Below are 15,401 nucleotides of genomic sequence, written 5' to 3'. Positions count from 1 at the left end.
GTCCCGCTACGAACCGGGTGGGCGAGCCTGGTCCGAGTCCGGCGCGACCATCAGCGAGGAGCTGTCCACGGCGACGAAGGCCGAGGCCGGGACCCGCTTGAGGTCGGCGATCAGCCGCTTCGGCCAGTGCGCGTTACGCTCGCCCTGGAAGTACCACGGCGAGCCGTTGTCGGCCAGGACCAGGCCATAGGTCTTCATCGCCTCGATGACGGTGCGCGCGTGCTGCGAGAAGCCGTCGGTGCTGAAGTCGGCGCGCAGCCGGAACCGCGCGCCCATGGGCGGGTACGCCGCGCCGTCGGCCGAGCCGGCGTCGTGCCGGGCGGGCCACAGGTGCTCCCGGGCGGTGCGGTCGGTCGTGAACCGGATCGCGTGCCGCACCCGCCCCGACCGCACCTCCGACCAGCGCAGCAGGCCCGGCAGGATCGGCAGGCCGGCCGCGTCGGCCGAGGTCCAGCCGTCGGGGCGCAGCTGGTGGGAGCGCAGGGACCAGACCGCACCCGAGCCGGCCGACCAGCGACCGTTGCGCGCTCGGGTGGACCAGGTCTCGTAGAGCCGGCAGCGGTCGCGGTCGACGACGATCGCGTGCCGGTCGCCGTCGGCGTTGCGACCGCCCTCGATGCGGGTGTCGGCGCCGAGCGGGTACCGCACCCGGTCGCTCTCCGCGGCGTACCCGAAGTGCACCCGCACCCGCGGGTGCCGCCTGCGGACCACGGTGATCGGGATGCCGTAGTCGGGGCCCTCGCCGAACGACGGGCCGAAGTCGGGGTGCAGGTCGCGCTCGGTCGACATGTGCGCAAGCCACTGGGCACTGCGGGGATGCTCGGGCAGGGCCCGGATGTCGGTGTTCCACCAGCTGTCGGCACCGAACACCGGGCAGCCCTTGAGCCTCGGGCCGCCTGCACCGGTGTCGGCGGCCGCGGACGGCAGGAGTCCGATCAGGACTGCTGCGGCGAGGGCTCCGATCGCCGTGCGTGGGGGTCGGCGCATGACAGGGAGGGTAGGCCCGGCGCGCTCGGCGGTGTCCAGCCCGGAGGCCCGAACAGGTGGCCGAGTCGCTCACGCCAGTCCTTCGCCGCCCGCACCTTGCGGACGATCGCCGCGTAGTCGCCGTACTCGAGCGTGATCAGGTTGTAGGTGTCGACCGGCTTGGTGAGCCCGTACGTCGGGCGCTGGCGCTCGGGCTGGAAGGTGCCGAACATCCGGTCCCAGACGATCAGGATCCCGGCGTAGTTCTTGTCGAGGTACTCCGGGTCGGAGCCGTGGTGCACGCGGTGGTGCGACGGGGTGTTGAGGACCAGCTCGATCGGGCGCGGGAGCCGGTCGATCGTCTCGGTGTGCACGAAGAACTGGTAGACGAGGTTGATCGAGAACGCGACGTAGAGCGTCCACGGCGCGAAGCCGAGGAACGGCAGCGGCAGCCAGAAGAAGAACTCGAACCACGGGTTCCACTTCTGGCGCAGCGCCGTCGCGAAGTTCATGTACTCGCTCGAGTGGTGCGCCTGGTGGGCCGCCCAGCCGATGTTGACCCGGTGTACGAACCGGTGGTTGCAGTAGTAGGCGAGGTCGAGGACGACGAGCAGCAGGACCCAGTACCACCAGGTGTCGGTGGGCAGGTGGTACGGCGCCAGGTGGGTCGAGACCGCGGAGTAGACGACGAAGGTGCCGACCTTGAAGACGGTGAGGAAGAACAGCGAGCCGATCCCCATCGAGATCGACGTGCGGGCGTCCTTGAGGGAGTAGCCGGTGACGTTGTCGTCGTGGTCGAGCCACCTCAGCGCCGCCAGCTCGACGAGGACGCTGAGCACGAAGAACGGGACGGCGTAGGTCACCGGGTTCCTCATCGGGTCGAGCAGGTCGTGCACGGGAGCTCCTTCGATATGACTCTTGGGTAAGTTACTACAGGGTCAATTCGCTGGGTAGGGTGATCTGCATGACGTCGTCGCCTCGCCGCTCCGGGACCAAGGGCGTCGCGCGCGCGGATCGCGAGCAGCAGATCCTCGAGGTCGCCGGCCGGGTCTTCGGCGAGCGCGGGTTCGCCGCCACCTCGGTGGCCGACGTCGCGCACGAGGCGGGCATCTCCAAGCCGCTCATCTACAACTACTTCGGCTCCAAGGAGGGCCTGTTCGAGCGCTGCCTGCGGGAGGCCTCCGACCTCCTGATCGGCGAGATCGAGCGGACCGCGGCGCTCGGGGTCGTCGGCCTGGCGCGGGCGGTCGCGACGCTCGACGGCGTCTTCCGCGTCCTCGACGGCCGCACCTGGGCCTGGCGCGTCGCCACCGATCCGACCGCGCCGCTCGCCGACGGGCCCGGGGAGCTGATGGGTGCCTACCGGCGCCGCCTGGAGGAGCTGGCCCGCGAGGGCGTCGGCGAGCTGCTCGCGCTGTCCGGCGACGACGACGCACTCGACCTCGACGCGATGACGACGGTGTGGGGCACGGTCTTCGGCTCGCTGGTGACCTGGTGGTGCGACCACCCCGGGATGGCGCCCGACGAGATGAGCGCCCGCTGCGAGCGGCTGTTCGGTGCGGTGTTCGGGCTGGCGCCGGACGCCTGATCCGGGTTCCGCGACCCGCTGGGGAGGTGGCGCAACGCCTGCCGGGCAATGCATCTGTGCAGGTCAGCGGCCCCTTCGAAGTTTTTCGGGTGGCGTTTCGGGAACGTCTTTTCGATAAGTCAATCGAATAACTACAGTTTCGGGCGTGACCACCACTCCCACTGATGGCGACCTCCGCTGCCGGGCGGACCGCGCCCGCCAGGTCGCGGACGCCCTGCGCTTCCAGATTCTGCACGGCGAGCTCCGCGACGCCCCGTTCCCGAGCGAGGCGGACATCGTGGCTGACTTCGCGGTCTCCCGGAACACCGTGCGTGAGGCGCTCGCACTGCTCAACGCGGACGGTCTGCTGCGTCGTGTCCCCGGTGTCGGTACGACGCCCGTCGAGGCCAAGTACCCCCACAGCATCGACCACCTGCAGGGCCTGGCCGAGACCCTCGTGGGCCACGGCGCCGTCGTCAACGAGGTCCGGGTCGCCCAGCTGGTGCCGACCCCCGAGGCCATCGCCGCGCGGCTGCGGATCGTGCCCGGCGACCCGGTGCTCTACCTCGAGCGCCGCCGCCTCGTCGACGGCGTCCCGCTCTCGCTCGACCTCACCTACGTGGTGGCCGACCTCGGGGAGCGCCTGCTCGACGCCGACCTCACCGGCAACGACGTCTTCGCGCTGCTCGAGGAGTTCTCGGGGGAGCGGCTGCAGAAGGCCGACCTGGTGATGGAGGCGGTCGCCGCCGACCGCCACTCGGCGGCCACGCTCGGCGTCGCGCCGGGCTCGCCACTGCTCATGCTGGAGCGGCTCGCGCACCTCGGAGGGCGCCCGGTCGACCTGGAGTTCATCCGGTTCCGCGGAGACCGGGTGACCATGCGCGGCAGCGTCGTGCGCCCGACCGGGGAGGTCGTGGGATGACCCGGGCCGGTTGCACGGAGGGCGCCTCGGACGGCACCGCGACCGGGCAGGCGTCGTACCGGCCCCGGCTCGTGGACCTGCGCTTCGACGTCGCCGTCGAGGTCGACCAGGCCAAGTGCATCGAGGGCTGCAACCTCTGCGTCGAGGTCTGCCCGCTCGACGCGCTCGCGATCGACCCGGAGACGAACAAGGCCTACATGCACGTCGACGAGTGCTGGTACTGCGGCCCGTGTGCCGACCGCTGCCCGACCGGCGCGGTGACCGTCAACATCCCCTACCTGCTGCGATGAAGGACCCGATCATGAAGAAGACCCTTGGCGCCGTCGCCGCCCTCGGCCTGCTCGCCCCGGGACTCAGCGCGTGCGCGGTCGGCGGGGCGGAGGCGAGCGGCGAGACCATCGTCATCGGCTACCAGTCGAAGACCATCAACACCGTCACCGCAGGCACGCTGCTGCGTGAGCGCGGCTACTTCGAGGAGCGGCTGCGAAAGATCGACCCGGACCTCCGGGTGGAGTGGCAGGACTACGACACCGGCGCGCCGATCACCGCGCAGATGGTGGCCGGCAAGATCGACATCGGCTCGATGGGCGACTACCCGCTGCTCATCAACGGCTCCCGTGCCGGCACGGGGGAGGACGGCACGTCGATGGTCGCGGTCACCGGCTACAACCCGCACGGAGCGCTCAACGGCGTCGTGGTCGGCGCCGACTCGAAGGTCCGCACCCTGGAGGACCTCGCCGGTGGCGAGGTGTCCGCCAGCGTCGGCTCCGCCGGCCACGGCACCCTCGTCCAGGCCATCGAGCAGGCCGGTCTGGCGCCCGACGCGATCAAGGTCGAGAACCAGGACCCCGCGGTCGGCGCCTCCTCGCTCCAGGGCGGTTCGGTCGACGCCGTGTCCCAGTTCGTCGCCTGGCCCGGCCTGCTCGCCTTCCGCGACGACGCGCGCCTCGTCTACGACGGCGGCCGGCTCGACCTGCCCACGCTGCACGGCACGGTCGTGCGCAACCAGTTCGAGTCCGAGCACCCCGAGGTGGTCCAGGCCTTCCTCGCGGCCCAGGCGGACGCGACCGACTACCTGCACCAGCATCCCGTCGAGGCGGCCGAGCTCGTGGCCGAGGCGACCGGCCTCCCGGTCGAGGTGGTCTACCTGTACAACGGCCGCAACGGGATCTCGACCTTCGACACCACCATCAAGGACAGCCAGGTCGCCGCCCTGGAGCACGACGTGCCGTTCCTGCGACAGATCGGCGTCCTTGAGGAGCCGCTCGACCTCGCCGCGTTCGTCGACGACGGCCCGCTGCGCAAGGTCCTCGGCAAGGAGTACGACGCCCGCGCGGCCACGACCGCCAACGCCGCGGCCATCACCGGCACCGACGCCGTCTGCGGCACGCCTGTCGGCGACGCGAGCGTCGCCGGGGAGGTGTGGGTCCAGGGCGAGGACGAGCCGCGCCCGGTGGCCGACCCGGCCTGCCTGCTGCGCAACGTGGCCGCGGTGCGGGCCGAGGGCGGCACCGTGCGCGCGTCGTACGTGCCCGACGCGGTGACCGGCACCCGATGGTTCGCCGACCGGATGACCTGGCTGAGCGACGGCGAGAAGCTGCTGCCCTTCGCGACCGTCGAGTCGCGTGACGAGTACGCGAAGGCGCACCCGGGCACGAAGCAGCTCACCTTCGACCAGGCGCTCGGAGCCGTGAGGTGACCACTCAGCTCGAGACTCCCGCCGCGACTGCGCACGCACCCGCGCAGCTCGTGCCCGTCACGACCCCGCGGCGGGGGCGCCGGCCCGGCGAGGCTGCTCGCCGGGCCCGGCGCTGGGGCCTGCGGCTCGCGTCGGTCACCGCCGCCGTCCTGGTGTGGGAGCTGCTGACCGAGCGCGACGTGGTGCTGTGGCTGCGCTTCAACCGGATCCCGGGCCCGGTTGAGGTGTTCGACGCCTTCCGCGTGCAGCTCGGGACGTCGCTGTACTACCAGGACCTGCTCCAGAGCGTGGTCCGGATCCTCAGCGGGTTCGCGATCGCGTCGGTGCTCGGCATCGGGCTCGGCGTGCTGCTGGCCCGTTCGGGGCTGCTCGCCGACCTGCTCCAACCGTTGCTGGAGATCGCCCGTCCGATCCCTGCGATCGCGCTGGTGCCGGTGGCGATCCTGCTGTTCCCCACCAACGAGCAGGGGATCGTGTTCATCACCGCCACCGCGGCCTTCTTCCCGATCCTGGTCAGCACCCGGCACGCCGTGCGCGCCCTGCCGACGGTGTGGGAGGACGCGCTGCTCACGATGGGTGCCTCGCGGCTCCAGGTGCTGCGCAACGTCGTGCTGCCCGGGATCGTGCCCGGCGTCTTCGGCGGCCTGTCGGTCGGCATGGGTGTCGCGTGGATCTGTGTGATCTCGGCGGAGATGATCTCCGGCGACTTCGGTCTCGGCTACCGGACCTGGCAGGCCTACACGATCGTCGACTACCCGCACGTCCTGGTCGGGATGCTCTCGATCGGTGCCATCGGCTGGGCGACCTCGGGCGTCGTCGAGCTGGTCGGCCGCCGGATGACCCGGTGGCTCTCGTCCGCGCAGAAGGAGTCCCTGTGAGCGCCGTACCCACCGCCGTGCCCGCGGTCCAGGCCCGTGACCTGTCCCTCGGCTACGCCGGCGAGGCGATCCTCGAGGGCGTCGACCTCGAGGTCGCCCCCGGCGAGATCCTCGTCGTGCTCGGCCACTCCGGCTGCGGCAAGTCCACCCTGCTGCGCGCCGTGGTCGGCCTGGTCCGCCCCCTGTCCGGGGAGCTGCTCGCCGGCGGCCGGCCGGTCCGCGGCACCGCCGCCGAGCGCACCCTGGTCTTCCAGGAGGACGCGCTGCTGCCGTGGCGAAGCGCGCGTCGCAACGTCGAGCTCGGCCTCGCCCTCCAGGGGGTCTCCCGCGCCGAGCGCGGCCGTCGTGCCACCGACTGGCTGGAGCGTGTCGGCCTCGGCAGGTACGCCGACCGCCTGCCCGGCCAGCTCTCCGGCGGCATGCGCCAGCGGGTCCAGCTGGCCCGCGCCCTGGCCACCGAGCCCAGCGTGATCTGCATGGACGAGCCGTTCGGCGCGCTCGACGCCCAGACCCGCGCCTCCATGCAGCGCCTGCTCATCGACGCCTGGCAGGCCTCGCGCTGCACCGTCGTCTTCGTCACCCACGACGTCGACGAGGCGATCCGGCTCGGCGACCGGATCGTCGTCCTCGGCCGCGAGGGCGTCGTCTCCGAGCACCGTGTCGAGCACCCGCGGGACACCGATCGCCCGCCGGGCCCGGACTTCCGGGCCGAGCTGATCGCCAGCCTGGGCCGCACCCAGTCGCTGGCCCCCATCCAGGAAGGAACCCACGTCGCGTGAGCACGTCCACCCTCCCCATGGCGATCCCCGACCTCGCCGAGCGTCGCGAGCTGACCTGCGACGTGCTCGTCATCGGCGGCGGCACCGCGGGCACGATGGCTGCGATCACCGCGGCCGAGGCGGGCGCCGACGTGCTGCTGCTCGAGAAGGCGCACGTGCGCCACTCGGGAGCCCTCGCCATGGGCATGGACGGCGTCAACAACGCCGTCATCCCCGGCAAGGCCGAGCCCGACGACTACGTCGCCGAGATCACCCGTGCCAACGACGGCATCGTCAACCAGGCCACCGTCCAGCAGACCGCGACCCGCGGCTTCGCGATGGTGCAGCGCCTCGAGAAGTACGGCGTGAAGTTCGAGAAGGACGAGTACGGCGAGTACGCGGTGCGCCGCGTGCACCGCTCCGGCTCCTACGTGCTGCCGATGCCCGAGGGCAAGGACGTCAAGAAGGTCCTCTACCGCGTCATGCGCAAGCGGGAGGTCCGCGAGCGGCTGCGCATCGAGAACCGGCTGATGCCGGTCCGCGTCCTCACCTCCGGTGGCCGGGCCGTCGGTGCCGCCGCCTTCGACACCCGCAGCGGGGAGTTCGTGACGGTCTCGGCCGGCGCGGTCATCCTCGCCACCGGCGCGTGCGGCCGCCTCGGTCTGCCGGCCTCGGGCTACCTCTACGGAACGTACGAGAACCCCACCAACGCCGGTGACGGCTACGCGATGGCCTACCACGCGGGCGCCGAGCTCAGCGGCATCGAGTGCTTCCAGGTGAACCCGTTGATCAAGGACTACAACGGTCCGGCCTGCGCCTACGTCGCCAACCCGTTCGGCGGCTACCAGGTCAACGCCGACGGCGACCGGTTCGTCGACTGCGACTACTGGTCGGGCCAGATGATGGCCGAGGTGAAGGAGGAGATCGACTCGGCCCGCGGCCCGATCTACCTCAAGCTCAGCCACCTGCCCGACGAGACGATCACCGAGCTCGAGGGGATCCTCCACCACACCGAGCGCCCGACCCGCGGCACCTTCCACGCGGGCCGCGGCCACGACTACCGCACGCACGACGTCGAGATGCACATCTCCGAGATCGGCCTGTGCGGCGGACACTCGTCGTCCGGGGTGTGGGTCGACGAGAACGCCCGGACGACCGTTCCCGGGCTGTACGCCGCCGGGGATCTCGCGTGCGTGCCGCACAACTACATGATCGGCGCCTTCGTCTTCGGCGACCTCGCGGGAGCCGACGCCGCGGCGAACCTCCCCGCCGAGCGGGCCGCGCTGCCCGACGACCAGGTCGCCGCCGCCCACGCACTCGTCTACCGACCGCTGCGCAACCCCGACGGGCCGCCGCAGCCGCAGGTCGAGTACAAGCTGCGCCGCTTCGTCAACGACTACGTCGCACCTCCCAAGACCGGCAAGAAGCTGGAGATCGCCGTCGAGACCTTCACCCGGATGCGTGGCGAGCTCGACCAGATGGGCGCCCGCACCCCGCACGAGCTGATGCGGTGTGCCGAGGTCGACTTCATCCGCGACTGCGCCGAGCTCGCGGCCCGCGCCTCCCTGGTCCGCGAGGAGTCCCGTTGGGGGCTCTACCACCAGCGTGCCGACCTGCCGGCCCGCGACGACGACAGCTGGTTCTTCCACCTCAACGTCCGACGCCGGGCCGACGGCGCCATGGAGTTCGTGCGACGCCCGGTCGCCGACTACGTCGTCCCGGTCGAGGACGTGGCCATCCCGGCCGCGGCCCCGCGTGACGTCGCCGTGATCGCGGTCGTGGAGCCCGAGGTGTCCGCCGTCGTGGGGCACGCTGCGGCTGCGGCCCCTGCCACGCCCGGTGGCGACTCGCCCCGGATGCTGGAGCTGCTGGCGCTGGTCGACCAGGCGCCCGACCTCGCCACCCTGCGCGCGTTCACCGCCGACCCCGACCCCCAGGTCCGCCGCGCCGCCGTCGGCGTGGTCACCGAGGTCGTCCCGGCCGGCGTGGTCGGCCTGCTGACCGGCGCGATGGAGGATCCCGACGGGGGAGTGCGCAGTGCTGCCGTGGCCGCGTTGCGAGAGCTGGTCGAGGTGCTCCCGGCCGACGACGACAGCCGGGCCGCGCTCGTGGCCGCCTGCCGGGCGCACGACCCGGCCGCGCGGGCGGTGGCGGTCGACGTGCTGCGGGCGCTGCGGTTGGGCGACCGGACCGTCTTCCGTGCCGCGGCCGGCGACCCCGAGACCCGGGTGCGTCAGCAGGCCGTCCGGGCCCTCGTCTCGCTCGACGACGTCGAGGGCCTGGCCGGGCTCGCCGACGACCCCTCCCGTGAGGTGCGGGTGCTCGTCGCCCACGGCCTCGGCACCGTCGGTGGGCCCACGGCCGGCCCGGTCCTGTCCCGGGTGGCGCGCGACCCCGACCCCCTGGTCCGCGCGGCCGCGCTCGAGGCCGTCCCCGGCGTCGGTGGGGGAGCCGAGCTGGTCTCACTCGCCGTCGCCGGCGCCGCCGCACCCGAGTGGCAGGTCCGGGTGGGTGCGGCCCGCGGCCTCGTCGCGGCCGCCGAGTCCGACGGCGTCGGCCCGCTGGGTGTGCTGGCCCAGGACACGCACGCCGACGTCCGCAAGGCCGCGGTCATCGCGCTGGGCACCTTCGCCGGGCACGACGAGGTCGCCGAGGTGCTCGAGCGCGCGACGAAGGACGACGACGCCGACGTCCGTGCCCACGCCCGGCTCGCGCTCACCGGTGCCCGGGCGGTCAGTGCCTGATGATCGCGCTCGCCAGCGCGCCGGCCATCAGCAGGCCGATCGCGCCGAGCACGACCATGCCGCCGGTGAACCCCGGCGGCGTGCCGCCGGTGCGCATCGCGATCTCGGTGCGGGTCCAGCGGTGCCAGCCGACGCCGAGGGCCACGCCGGCCACCAGCACCAGCCCGAGCGAGAGCACCAGGCGTGCAGTCAGGGAGAACTCCAGGGCCGGTGAGCTGACGGCCACCGCGCCCGCCACGAGCGCCAGCGAGGTCCGCACCCAGGCCAGGAAGGTGCGCTCGTTGGCGAGCGAGTCGCGGTGCTCGGGGTCCCGGCCCACGCCGTACACGCGGTGCGGGCGGCGACGGGTGCGAGGGGTCACCTCGGGGTGATCGGGTGCGGCCACGGCCACAGCATGCCGCAGCGGGAGCGGCAGCCCGTGTCCCACGCCCGGTGGGTGCTGCCGGGAACCGCACCCGGGGCGGTCTAGGCTGGCGTGGGCTGACTGAGCCGACAGCCCGTCCCCGACTCCAGGAGCAGTACACGTGGCAGCGATCGAAGCCGTCGGAGCCCGCGAGATCCTCGACTCCCGCGGCAACCCCACCGTCGAGGTCGAGGTCCTCCTCGACGACGGGTCCTTCGCCCGGGCAGCAGTGCCCAGCGGCGCCTCCACCGGTGCCTTCGAGGCCGTCGAGCTGCGTGACGGCGGCGACCGGTACGTCGGCAAGGGCGTCCAGAAGGCCGTCGACGCCGTGATCCAGGCGCTCGGCCCGGCCATCGAGGGACTCGACGCGGCCGACCAGCGGCTGATCGACCAGACCCTGCTCGAGGCCGACGGCACCCCCAACAAGGCCCAGGTCGGCGCCAACGCGATCCTCGGCGTCTCGCTCGCCGTCGCCCGCGCGGCGGCGGACTCGGCCGACCTCCCCCTCTACCGCTACGTCGGTGGCCCCAACGCCCACCTGCTGCCGGTCCCGATGATGAACATCCTCAACGGCGGTGCCCACGCGGACACCAACGTCGACATCCAGGAGTTCATGATCGCGCCGATCGGTGCCCCGACCTTCCGCGAGGCGCTGCGCGTCGGCGCGGAGGTCTACCACGCGCTCAAGTCCGTGCTGAAGGACAAGGGCCTCGCCACCGGCGTCGGCGACGAGGGCGGCTTCGCGCCCAACCTCGAGTCCAACCGCGCCGCGCTCGACCTGATCGCCGAGGCGATCGCCAAGGCCGGCTACGAGCTCGGCAAGGACGTCGTCCTCGCGCTCGACGTCGCCGCCTCGGAGTTCTTCGAGGACGGTGGCTACCTGTTCGAGGGCGAGAAGAAGTCCGCCGCCGAGATGATCGCCTACTACGCCGACCTGGTCGCGAGCTACCCGATCGTCAGCATCGAGGACCCCCTCGACGAGGACGACTGGGACGGCTGGAAGGCCATCACCGACGAGCTCGGCACCAAGACCCAGCTGGTCGGCGACGACCTGTTCGTCACCAACGTCGAGCGCCTGCAGCGCGGCATCGCCGGTGGCCAGGCCAACGCGATGCTGGTCAAGGTCAACCAGATCGGCTCGCTCACCGAGACCCTCGACGCCGTCGAGCTGGCCCACCGCAGCGGCTACCGCAACATGATGAGCCACCGCTCGGGCGAGACCGAGGACACCACGATCGCCGACCTCGCGGTCGCGACCAACTGCGGCCAGATCAAGACCGGCGCCCCGGCCCGGTCCGAGCGGGTCGCCAAGTACAACCAGCTCCTGCGCATCGAGGACGAGCTGGGCGACGCCGCCCGCTACGCCGGCGCCGGCGCCTTCCCGCGCTACCAGGGCTGAGTCCTCAGGAGACCGTCGTGGCCGACGACCGCCGTACGTCCCGCAAACCCGGCCGCCCCGTCTCGGGGCGGTCCGGGCCGCGGTACGCCGAGCGGCTCAAGGCCGAGCGCAAGAAGGCCGCCCGTGAGCGCGAGGCGGCCCTGGTCCGGGCCCGCAAGGAGCACCAGCACAAGGCGCGGCTGACCAGCCGCGCGGCGATCCTGGTGCTCGTCCTCGCGGTCCTGGCCGTCTCCTACGCCTCCTCGCTGCGGGCCTACCTGCAGCAGCGCGGCAACATCAACGCGCTCGAGGCGCAGATCTCCCAGCGCGAGGCCAAGATCGACGAGCTGCGCGACGAGAAGAAGCGCTGGGAGGACCCGGCGTACGTCGCCCAGCAGGCCCGGGCGCGGTTCGGCTACGTCGCCAAGGGCGAGACCCCGTTCGTCGTGGTCGACGCCAACGGCAACCCGCTCGACGCCTCGGCCGAGCTCGGCGATCCCTCGAAGGTCGCCGACCCCGACAAGCGGGTCTGGTACGACGACGTGTGGGACTCCATGAAGATCGCCGGCAACCCGCCGACGAAGGTGCGCGACCCCAAGGACGAGATCAAGGCTCCCAAGGAGGACCTCGAGCAGTGAGCGACGCCATGACCAGCAGCGACGAGGCGGTCATCGCGGCCCAGCTCGGGAGGCCTCCGCGCGGCGTGCACGCGATCGGGCACCGCTGCCCGTGTGGCAACCCCGACGTGGTCGCCACCGAGCCTCGGCTCCCCAACGGGACGCCGTTCCCGACGACCTACTACCTGACCTGCCCGCGGGTGAACTCGAGGATCGGCACGCTCGAGGCCTCCGGCCTGATGCGCGAGATGCAGGAGCGGCTCGGCACCGACCCCGAGCTGGCGGCGGCCTACCGGGCGGCGCACGAGGCCTACCTCGCCGACCGCGCCGCCATCGGTGCGGCGGGCGGGTTCGACGTCCCCGAGATCGAGGGCATCTCCGCGGGCGGGATGCCCGACCGGGTCAAGTGCCTCCACGTCCTCGCCGGTCACGCGCTTGCCGCCGGCCCCGGTGTGAACCCCCTCGGTGACGAGGTGCTGGAGATCCTCGGCGAGTGGTGGGCCAAGGGGCCGTGCGTGTCCCCTGAGATCGCCGAGTAGGGCTCGCGAGGAACGGGTGGGCACCCATCGAGGCGCGGTCGCCGCGATCGACTGCGGCACCAACACCATCAAGCTGCTCGTCGGCGATCCGCAGGGTGACCCCGACGGCGTGCGTCGTGAGAGCCGGATGATCCGGCTCGGTCAGGGTGTCGACGCCACCGGTCGGCTCGCTCCCGAGGCGCTCGAGCGGGCCTGGGCGGCCATCGACGAGATCGCCACGATCGTCGACGAGGCCGGTGTGGGTCCCGACCGGATCCGGTTCTGCGCGACCTCCGCGACCCGCGACGCGGCCAACGCCGCCGAGTTCACCGCCGGTGTGCACGCCCGGCTCGGGATCGATCCGGAGGTGCTCTCGGGCGAGGAGGAGGCCCGGTTGGCCTTCGACGGCGCGGTCCGCGGGCTCGCCGCCGCCTCGGTCGCGGTGGACGGCCCGGCACTGGTCGTCGACATCGGCGGCGGCTCCACCGAGCTGATCCTCGGCGACCCGGCGACCGGACCCACCGCTGCTCACTCGATGGACATCGGCTCGGTGCGGCTGCACGAGCGGCACGTGCGCCACGACCCGATCACCGCCGACGAGATCGCCGCGGTCGTCGCCGACATCGACGCCGCGCTCGACGCCTGCCCGGTCGACCCGGCCGCTGCCCGGTCCGTGATCGCCGTTGCCGGCACCAACACCACGATCGCCGCCGGGACGCTCGGCCTGGCCGCCTACGACCGCGACCTGATCCACGCGCGCGTGCTCGCCGTGCCCGACGTGCTGGCGCAGGTCGACCGGTTGCTCACGATGACCGTTGCCGAGCGCCGTGGCCTGGGCTGGATGCATCCCGGGCGGGCCGACGTGATCGACGCGGGCGCGCTCATCGCCGCCCGTGTGCTGCAGCGCCTCTCCGTGGGCGAGATCGTCGTCGCCGAGACCGACATCCTCGACGGGATCGCCTGGTCGCTCGTGGCGTGAGCGCCGCGCGGGGGAGCCCGATCGACCGTTCCGCCGAAAATTTTACTTTCGGCCTCCGAGGGGCGATCGGGCCGTCCGACGGCCCTCGCGGGGACGTCGAACGACCGTCCCGACGCGGTCCCGGGAGTGGTGCTCGAGCAGCCTCCCGCGGGTCCCGTGCGCCCGACCGAGGACGCCCTCGGCGAGGCTCGCGGCGCCCACACCGACCCGCCTCCCCAACGGCACACTTCTCGAGATTTGTCCGTGGAACGGCCGAGAATTCGCCTAGTATTCTGGGTGATGAGTCAAGCCGACACGCGGTGCGAGGAGCTGCTGAGGACGGTCGACCCGGTCGTTCTCGGTGCTCGTGTGCGCGCTGCCCGGCGGGCACTCGGCATGAACCAGTCCAACCTGGCCGCCGGGACCTACTCCGTGGGCTACGTGTCGCGCATCGAGTCCGGTGGCCGGCGTCCGACCCTGACGGCTCTCACCGTCCTCGCCGAGCGGCTCGGGCTCCCGGTCGTGGACCTGCTGACCGGCGCCTCGGCCGAGGAGGTCGACGAGATCCGGCTCGGCCTGAGCTATGCCGAGCTCGCCCTGGAGAACGGCGAGGCCCTCGACGCCGAGCGCCAGGCCCGGGCAGCGCTCAGCCGCGCCGAGGGCGCCTCGCTCACCGACCTGATCGCCCAGGGGCGCTTCGTCCTGGCTCGGTCGCTGGAGTCGATGGGCCAGCTGGACGACGCGATCCGTGAGCTCGAGGCGCTGCTCGCCGAGGTCGGCGGCATCGCGGCCATCCGGTGCGGCATCGCGCTGAGCCGCTGCTACCGCGAGGCGGGCGACCTCGCCCTCGCCATCGAGGTCGGTGACCGGATCAGGCCCGCCATCGTCGAGGGCGGTCTCGAGCGGACCGACGAGGCCGTCCAGCTCGTGATGACGGTCGCCCTCGCCCACATCGAGCGCGGTGACCTCAGCCGCGCCACGCGGATCTGCACCGAGACGATCGAGCTCGCCGAGGAGATGGCGTCGCCCGTCGCGCGCAGTGCCGCCTACTGGAACGCGAGCATCGCCTACTCCGAGCGTGGCGAGACGCAGTCGGCGCTGAGCCTGGCGAACCGGGCGCTCGCACTGCTCGGGGAGGGCCAGGACGCTCGCAACCTCGCCTACCTGCGGCTCGAGCTCGGACGCCTGAACCTCGGCTCCGACTCGCCGGACGTGGCCGCCGCGATCAGGCACGCGACGCGGGCGGCCGAGGAGCTGCAGGCCTCCAGCGGGTCGCTCGCCCAGGTCGCGCACGCCCAGACGATCCTGGCTCGCGCCCTGGTGATGGACGGACGGCCGGAGGCGGCGCTGGAGGTCGCGGATGCGGCCCGAGCGAGCACTCCGGAGGAGGCCGCGCTCGGGGCGGCCGAGGCCGCGATGGCGCAGGCGGAGGCGCTGGCCGAGCTCGGCCGCGACCGCGAGGCCGTCGCCGCGTGCCACGAGGCGGCACGACTGCTGTCGCGGCGTACCGAGGCCGACCGGTGGGTCGCGCAGGCCTGGTGCGAGCTCGCGGACCTTTTCGAGCTGCTGGGCGAGATGACCTCGGCGCACGCCGCCATCAAGGCGGCGGCCAGCGCCAGCGGGCTGCGCGTGCGGGCCCGCGCGGGCCGCGCGGTCCGCAGCTCGACCTAGGCGCTCGGGAGCCGGTCAGCAGCAGCCGGCGGGACGGTCGGCCAGCACGACCGACGGGCCCGTCGACGGTGCGCCCAGGGTCGCGGCGAGGGTCGCGGCGAGGGCGGCGGCTGTGGCGGCGAGGAGCTTGCGAGTCTTCATGTCGGGATCTCCTGGTGGTGTCCGGCCGGCAGGTCGCGACCGGGTGGTGCGTGGGGTGGGGCCCGAGACTTGCCATCGAGGTTGTCACATCCTGGCAATTTTCGGAATGCCCATCGGGTAACTGATGCCTCCCGTTCCGGCCGCCGCGCCCGAGAAGGCGCGGACGCCGGCCCGGCCCGGT

16 protein-coding genes are annotated in these 15,401 nt (G+C 72.6%); 12 read left to right on the top strand and 4 right to left on the bottom strand.

From position 1 onward, the window contains the following. Positions 1–6 precede the first annotated feature (6 nt). Positions 7–987 (bottom strand): hypothetical protein, encoded by a 981-nt coding sequence (locus BJ958_RS11690; protein ID WP_179726983.1) that lies wholly within the window; start codon positions 985–987, stop codon positions 7–9. Beyond that, positions 936–1,862: a sterol desaturase family protein gene (locus BJ958_RS11685; protein ID WP_343052654.1), complete on the bottom strand. Its 927-nt coding sequence runs from the start codon at positions 1,860–1,862 to the stop codon at positions 936–938. The genes BJ958_RS11690 and BJ958_RS11685 overlap by 52 nt, the downstream gene beginning before the upstream one ends. Positions 1,863–1,930: 68 nt before the next feature. On the opposite strand from BJ958_RS11685, the gene BJ958_RS11680 reads away from it, so the two are divergent. From BJ958_RS11680 to BJ958_RS11650, 7 genes are all read left to right on the top strand, one after another. Then, a complete protein-coding gene (locus tag BJ958_RS11680; protein WP_179726982.1) occupies positions 1,931–2,554 on the top strand; it encodes a TetR/AcrR family transcriptional regulator in 624 nt (207 codons plus the stop codon). A 145-nt stretch (positions 2,555–2,699) separates the two neighbouring features. Then, the gene (locus BJ958_RS29025; RefSeq protein ID WP_218865717.1) at positions 2,700–3,455 is read left to right on the top strand and encodes a UTRA domain-containing protein; all 756 of its coding nucleotides are present in this window, start codon (positions 2,700–2,702) and stop codon (positions 3,453–3,455) included. Next, positions 3,452–3,745: a 4Fe-4S dicluster domain-containing protein gene (locus BJ958_RS11670; RefSeq protein ID WP_179726981.1), complete on the top strand. Its 294-nt coding sequence runs from the start codon at positions 3,452–3,454 to the stop codon at positions 3,743–3,745. Before BJ958_RS29025 ends, BJ958_RS11670 begins: the two co-directional genes overlap by 4 nt. Positions 3,746–3,756: 11 nt before the next feature. Beyond that, positions 3,757–5,154, top strand: a complete 1,398-nt coding sequence (locus tag BJ958_RS11665; protein ID WP_179726980.1) for an ABC transporter substrate-binding protein — start codon at positions 3,757–3,759, stop codon at positions 5,152–5,154. Continuing rightward, the gene (locus BJ958_RS27825) at positions 5,151–6,032 is read left to right on the top strand and encodes an ABC transporter permease subunit (protein WP_218865715.1); all 882 of its coding nucleotides are present in this window, start codon (positions 5,151–5,153) and stop codon (positions 6,030–6,032) included. Before BJ958_RS11665 ends, BJ958_RS27825 begins: the two co-directional genes overlap by 4 nt. Further along, on the top strand, positions 6,029–6,811 hold the full coding sequence (locus BJ958_RS11655; protein WP_343052653.1) for an ABC transporter ATP-binding protein: 783 nt from the start codon (positions 6,029–6,031) through the stop codon (positions 6,809–6,811). The genes BJ958_RS27825 and BJ958_RS11655 overlap by 4 nt, the downstream gene beginning before the upstream one ends. Then, complete coding sequence (locus BJ958_RS11650; RefSeq protein WP_218865713.1) at positions 6,808–9,534, top strand: fumarate reductase/succinate dehydrogenase flavoprotein subunit; 2,727 nt, start codon at positions 6,808–6,810, stop codon at positions 9,532–9,534. Before BJ958_RS11655 ends, BJ958_RS11650 begins: the two co-directional genes overlap by 4 nt. Here the strand turns inward: BJ958_RS11650 and BJ958_RS11645 are convergent. Further along, positions 9,524–9,919 (bottom strand): DUF202 domain-containing protein, encoded by a 396-nt coding sequence (locus BJ958_RS11645; protein ID WP_218865711.1) that lies wholly within the window; start codon positions 9,917–9,919, stop codon positions 9,524–9,526. The genes BJ958_RS11650 and BJ958_RS11645 overlap by 11 nt on opposite strands. Positions 9,920–10,058: 139 nt before the next feature. On the opposite strand from BJ958_RS11645, the gene eno reads away from it, so the two are divergent. The 5 genes from eno to BJ958_RS28525 all read left to right on the top strand — a co-directional run bounded on the left by eno (position 10,059) and on the right by BJ958_RS28525 (position 15,079). After that, positions 10,059–11,336 carry a phosphopyruvate hydratase gene (gene eno, locus BJ958_RS11640; RefSeq protein ID WP_179726979.1) on the top strand — a complete coding sequence of 426 codons (1,278 nt, stop codon included), beginning with the start codon at positions 10,059–10,061 and terminating at the stop codon, positions 11,334–11,336. Between the two features lie 17 nt (positions 11,337–11,353). Further along, positions 11,354–11,953: a septum formation initiator family protein gene (locus BJ958_RS11635; RefSeq protein WP_273520585.1), complete on the top strand. Its 600-nt coding sequence runs from the start codon at positions 11,354–11,356 to the stop codon at positions 11,951–11,953. An 8-nt stretch (positions 11,954–11,961) separates the two neighbouring features. Next, the gene (locus tag BJ958_RS11630) at positions 11,962–12,471 is read left to right on the top strand and encodes a DUF501 domain-containing protein (RefSeq protein WP_179730126.1); all 510 of its coding nucleotides are present in this window, start codon (positions 11,962–11,964) and stop codon (positions 12,469–12,471) included. Between the two features lie 16 nt (positions 12,472–12,487). Continuing rightward, positions 12,488–13,429, top strand: coding sequence for a Ppx/GppA phosphatase family protein (locus BJ958_RS11625; protein WP_343052652.1), 942 nt, complete (start codon positions 12,488–12,490; stop codon positions 13,427–13,429). Positions 13,430–13,708: 279 nt separating this feature from the next. Beyond that, the gene (locus tag BJ958_RS28525) at positions 13,709–15,079 is read left to right on the top strand and encodes a helix-turn-helix domain-containing protein (RefSeq protein WP_179726978.1); all 1,371 of its coding nucleotides are present in this window, start codon (positions 13,709–13,711) and stop codon (positions 15,077–15,079) included. Positions 15,080–15,094: 15 nt separating this feature from the next. On the opposite strand, the gene BJ958_RS28520 is transcribed toward BJ958_RS28525, so the two are convergent. Continuing rightward, the gene (locus tag BJ958_RS28520) at positions 15,095–15,220 is read right to left on the bottom strand and encodes a hypothetical protein (protein WP_273520582.1); all 126 of its coding nucleotides are present in this window, start codon (positions 15,218–15,220) and stop codon (positions 15,095–15,097) included. Between the last annotated feature and the right edge of the window lie 181 nt (positions 15,221–15,401).

It is taken from the genome of Nocardioides kongjuensis (assembly GCF_013409625.1).
Classification (GTDB): domain Bacteria; phylum Actinomycetota; class Actinomycetes; order Propionibacteriales; family Nocardioidaceae; genus Nocardioides; species Nocardioides kongjuensis.
Note: the sequence above shows the minus strand (reverse complement) of the source record. Positions and strands in the feature narration are given on the sequence as shown.

What these genes read in the sequence shown, in the direction of transcription:
- BJ958_RS11690 (WP_179726983.1), bottom strand. Translation starts at nt 987, where the DNA reads ATGCGCCGACCCCCACGCACGGCGATCGGAGCCCTCGCCGCAGCAGTC.
- BJ958_RS11680 (WP_179726982.1), top strand. Translation starts at nt 1,931, where the DNA reads ATGACGTCGTCGCCTCGCCGCTCCGGGACCAAGGGCGTCGCGCGCGCG.
- BJ958_RS11670 (WP_179726981.1), top strand. Translation starts at nt 3,452, where the DNA reads ATGACCCGGGCCGGTTGCACGGAGGGCGCCTCGGACGGCACCGCGACC.
- BJ958_RS11665 (WP_179726980.1), top strand. Translation starts at nt 3,757, where the DNA reads ATGAAGAAGACCCTTGGCGCCGTCGCCGCCCTCGGCCTGCTCGCCCCG.
- BJ958_RS11630 (WP_179730126.1), top strand. Translation starts at nt 11,962, where the DNA reads ATGACCAGCAGCGACGAGGCGGTCATCGCGGCCCAGCTCGGGAGGCCT.
- BJ958_RS28525 (WP_179726978.1), top strand. Translation starts at nt 13,709, where the DNA reads ATGAGTCAAGCCGACACGCGGTGCGAGGAGCTGCTGAGGACGGTCGAC.
- BJ958_RS28520 (WP_273520582.1), bottom strand. Translation starts at nt 15,220, where the DNA reads ATGAAGACTCGCAAGCTCCTCGCCGCCACAGCCGCCGCCCTCGCCGCG.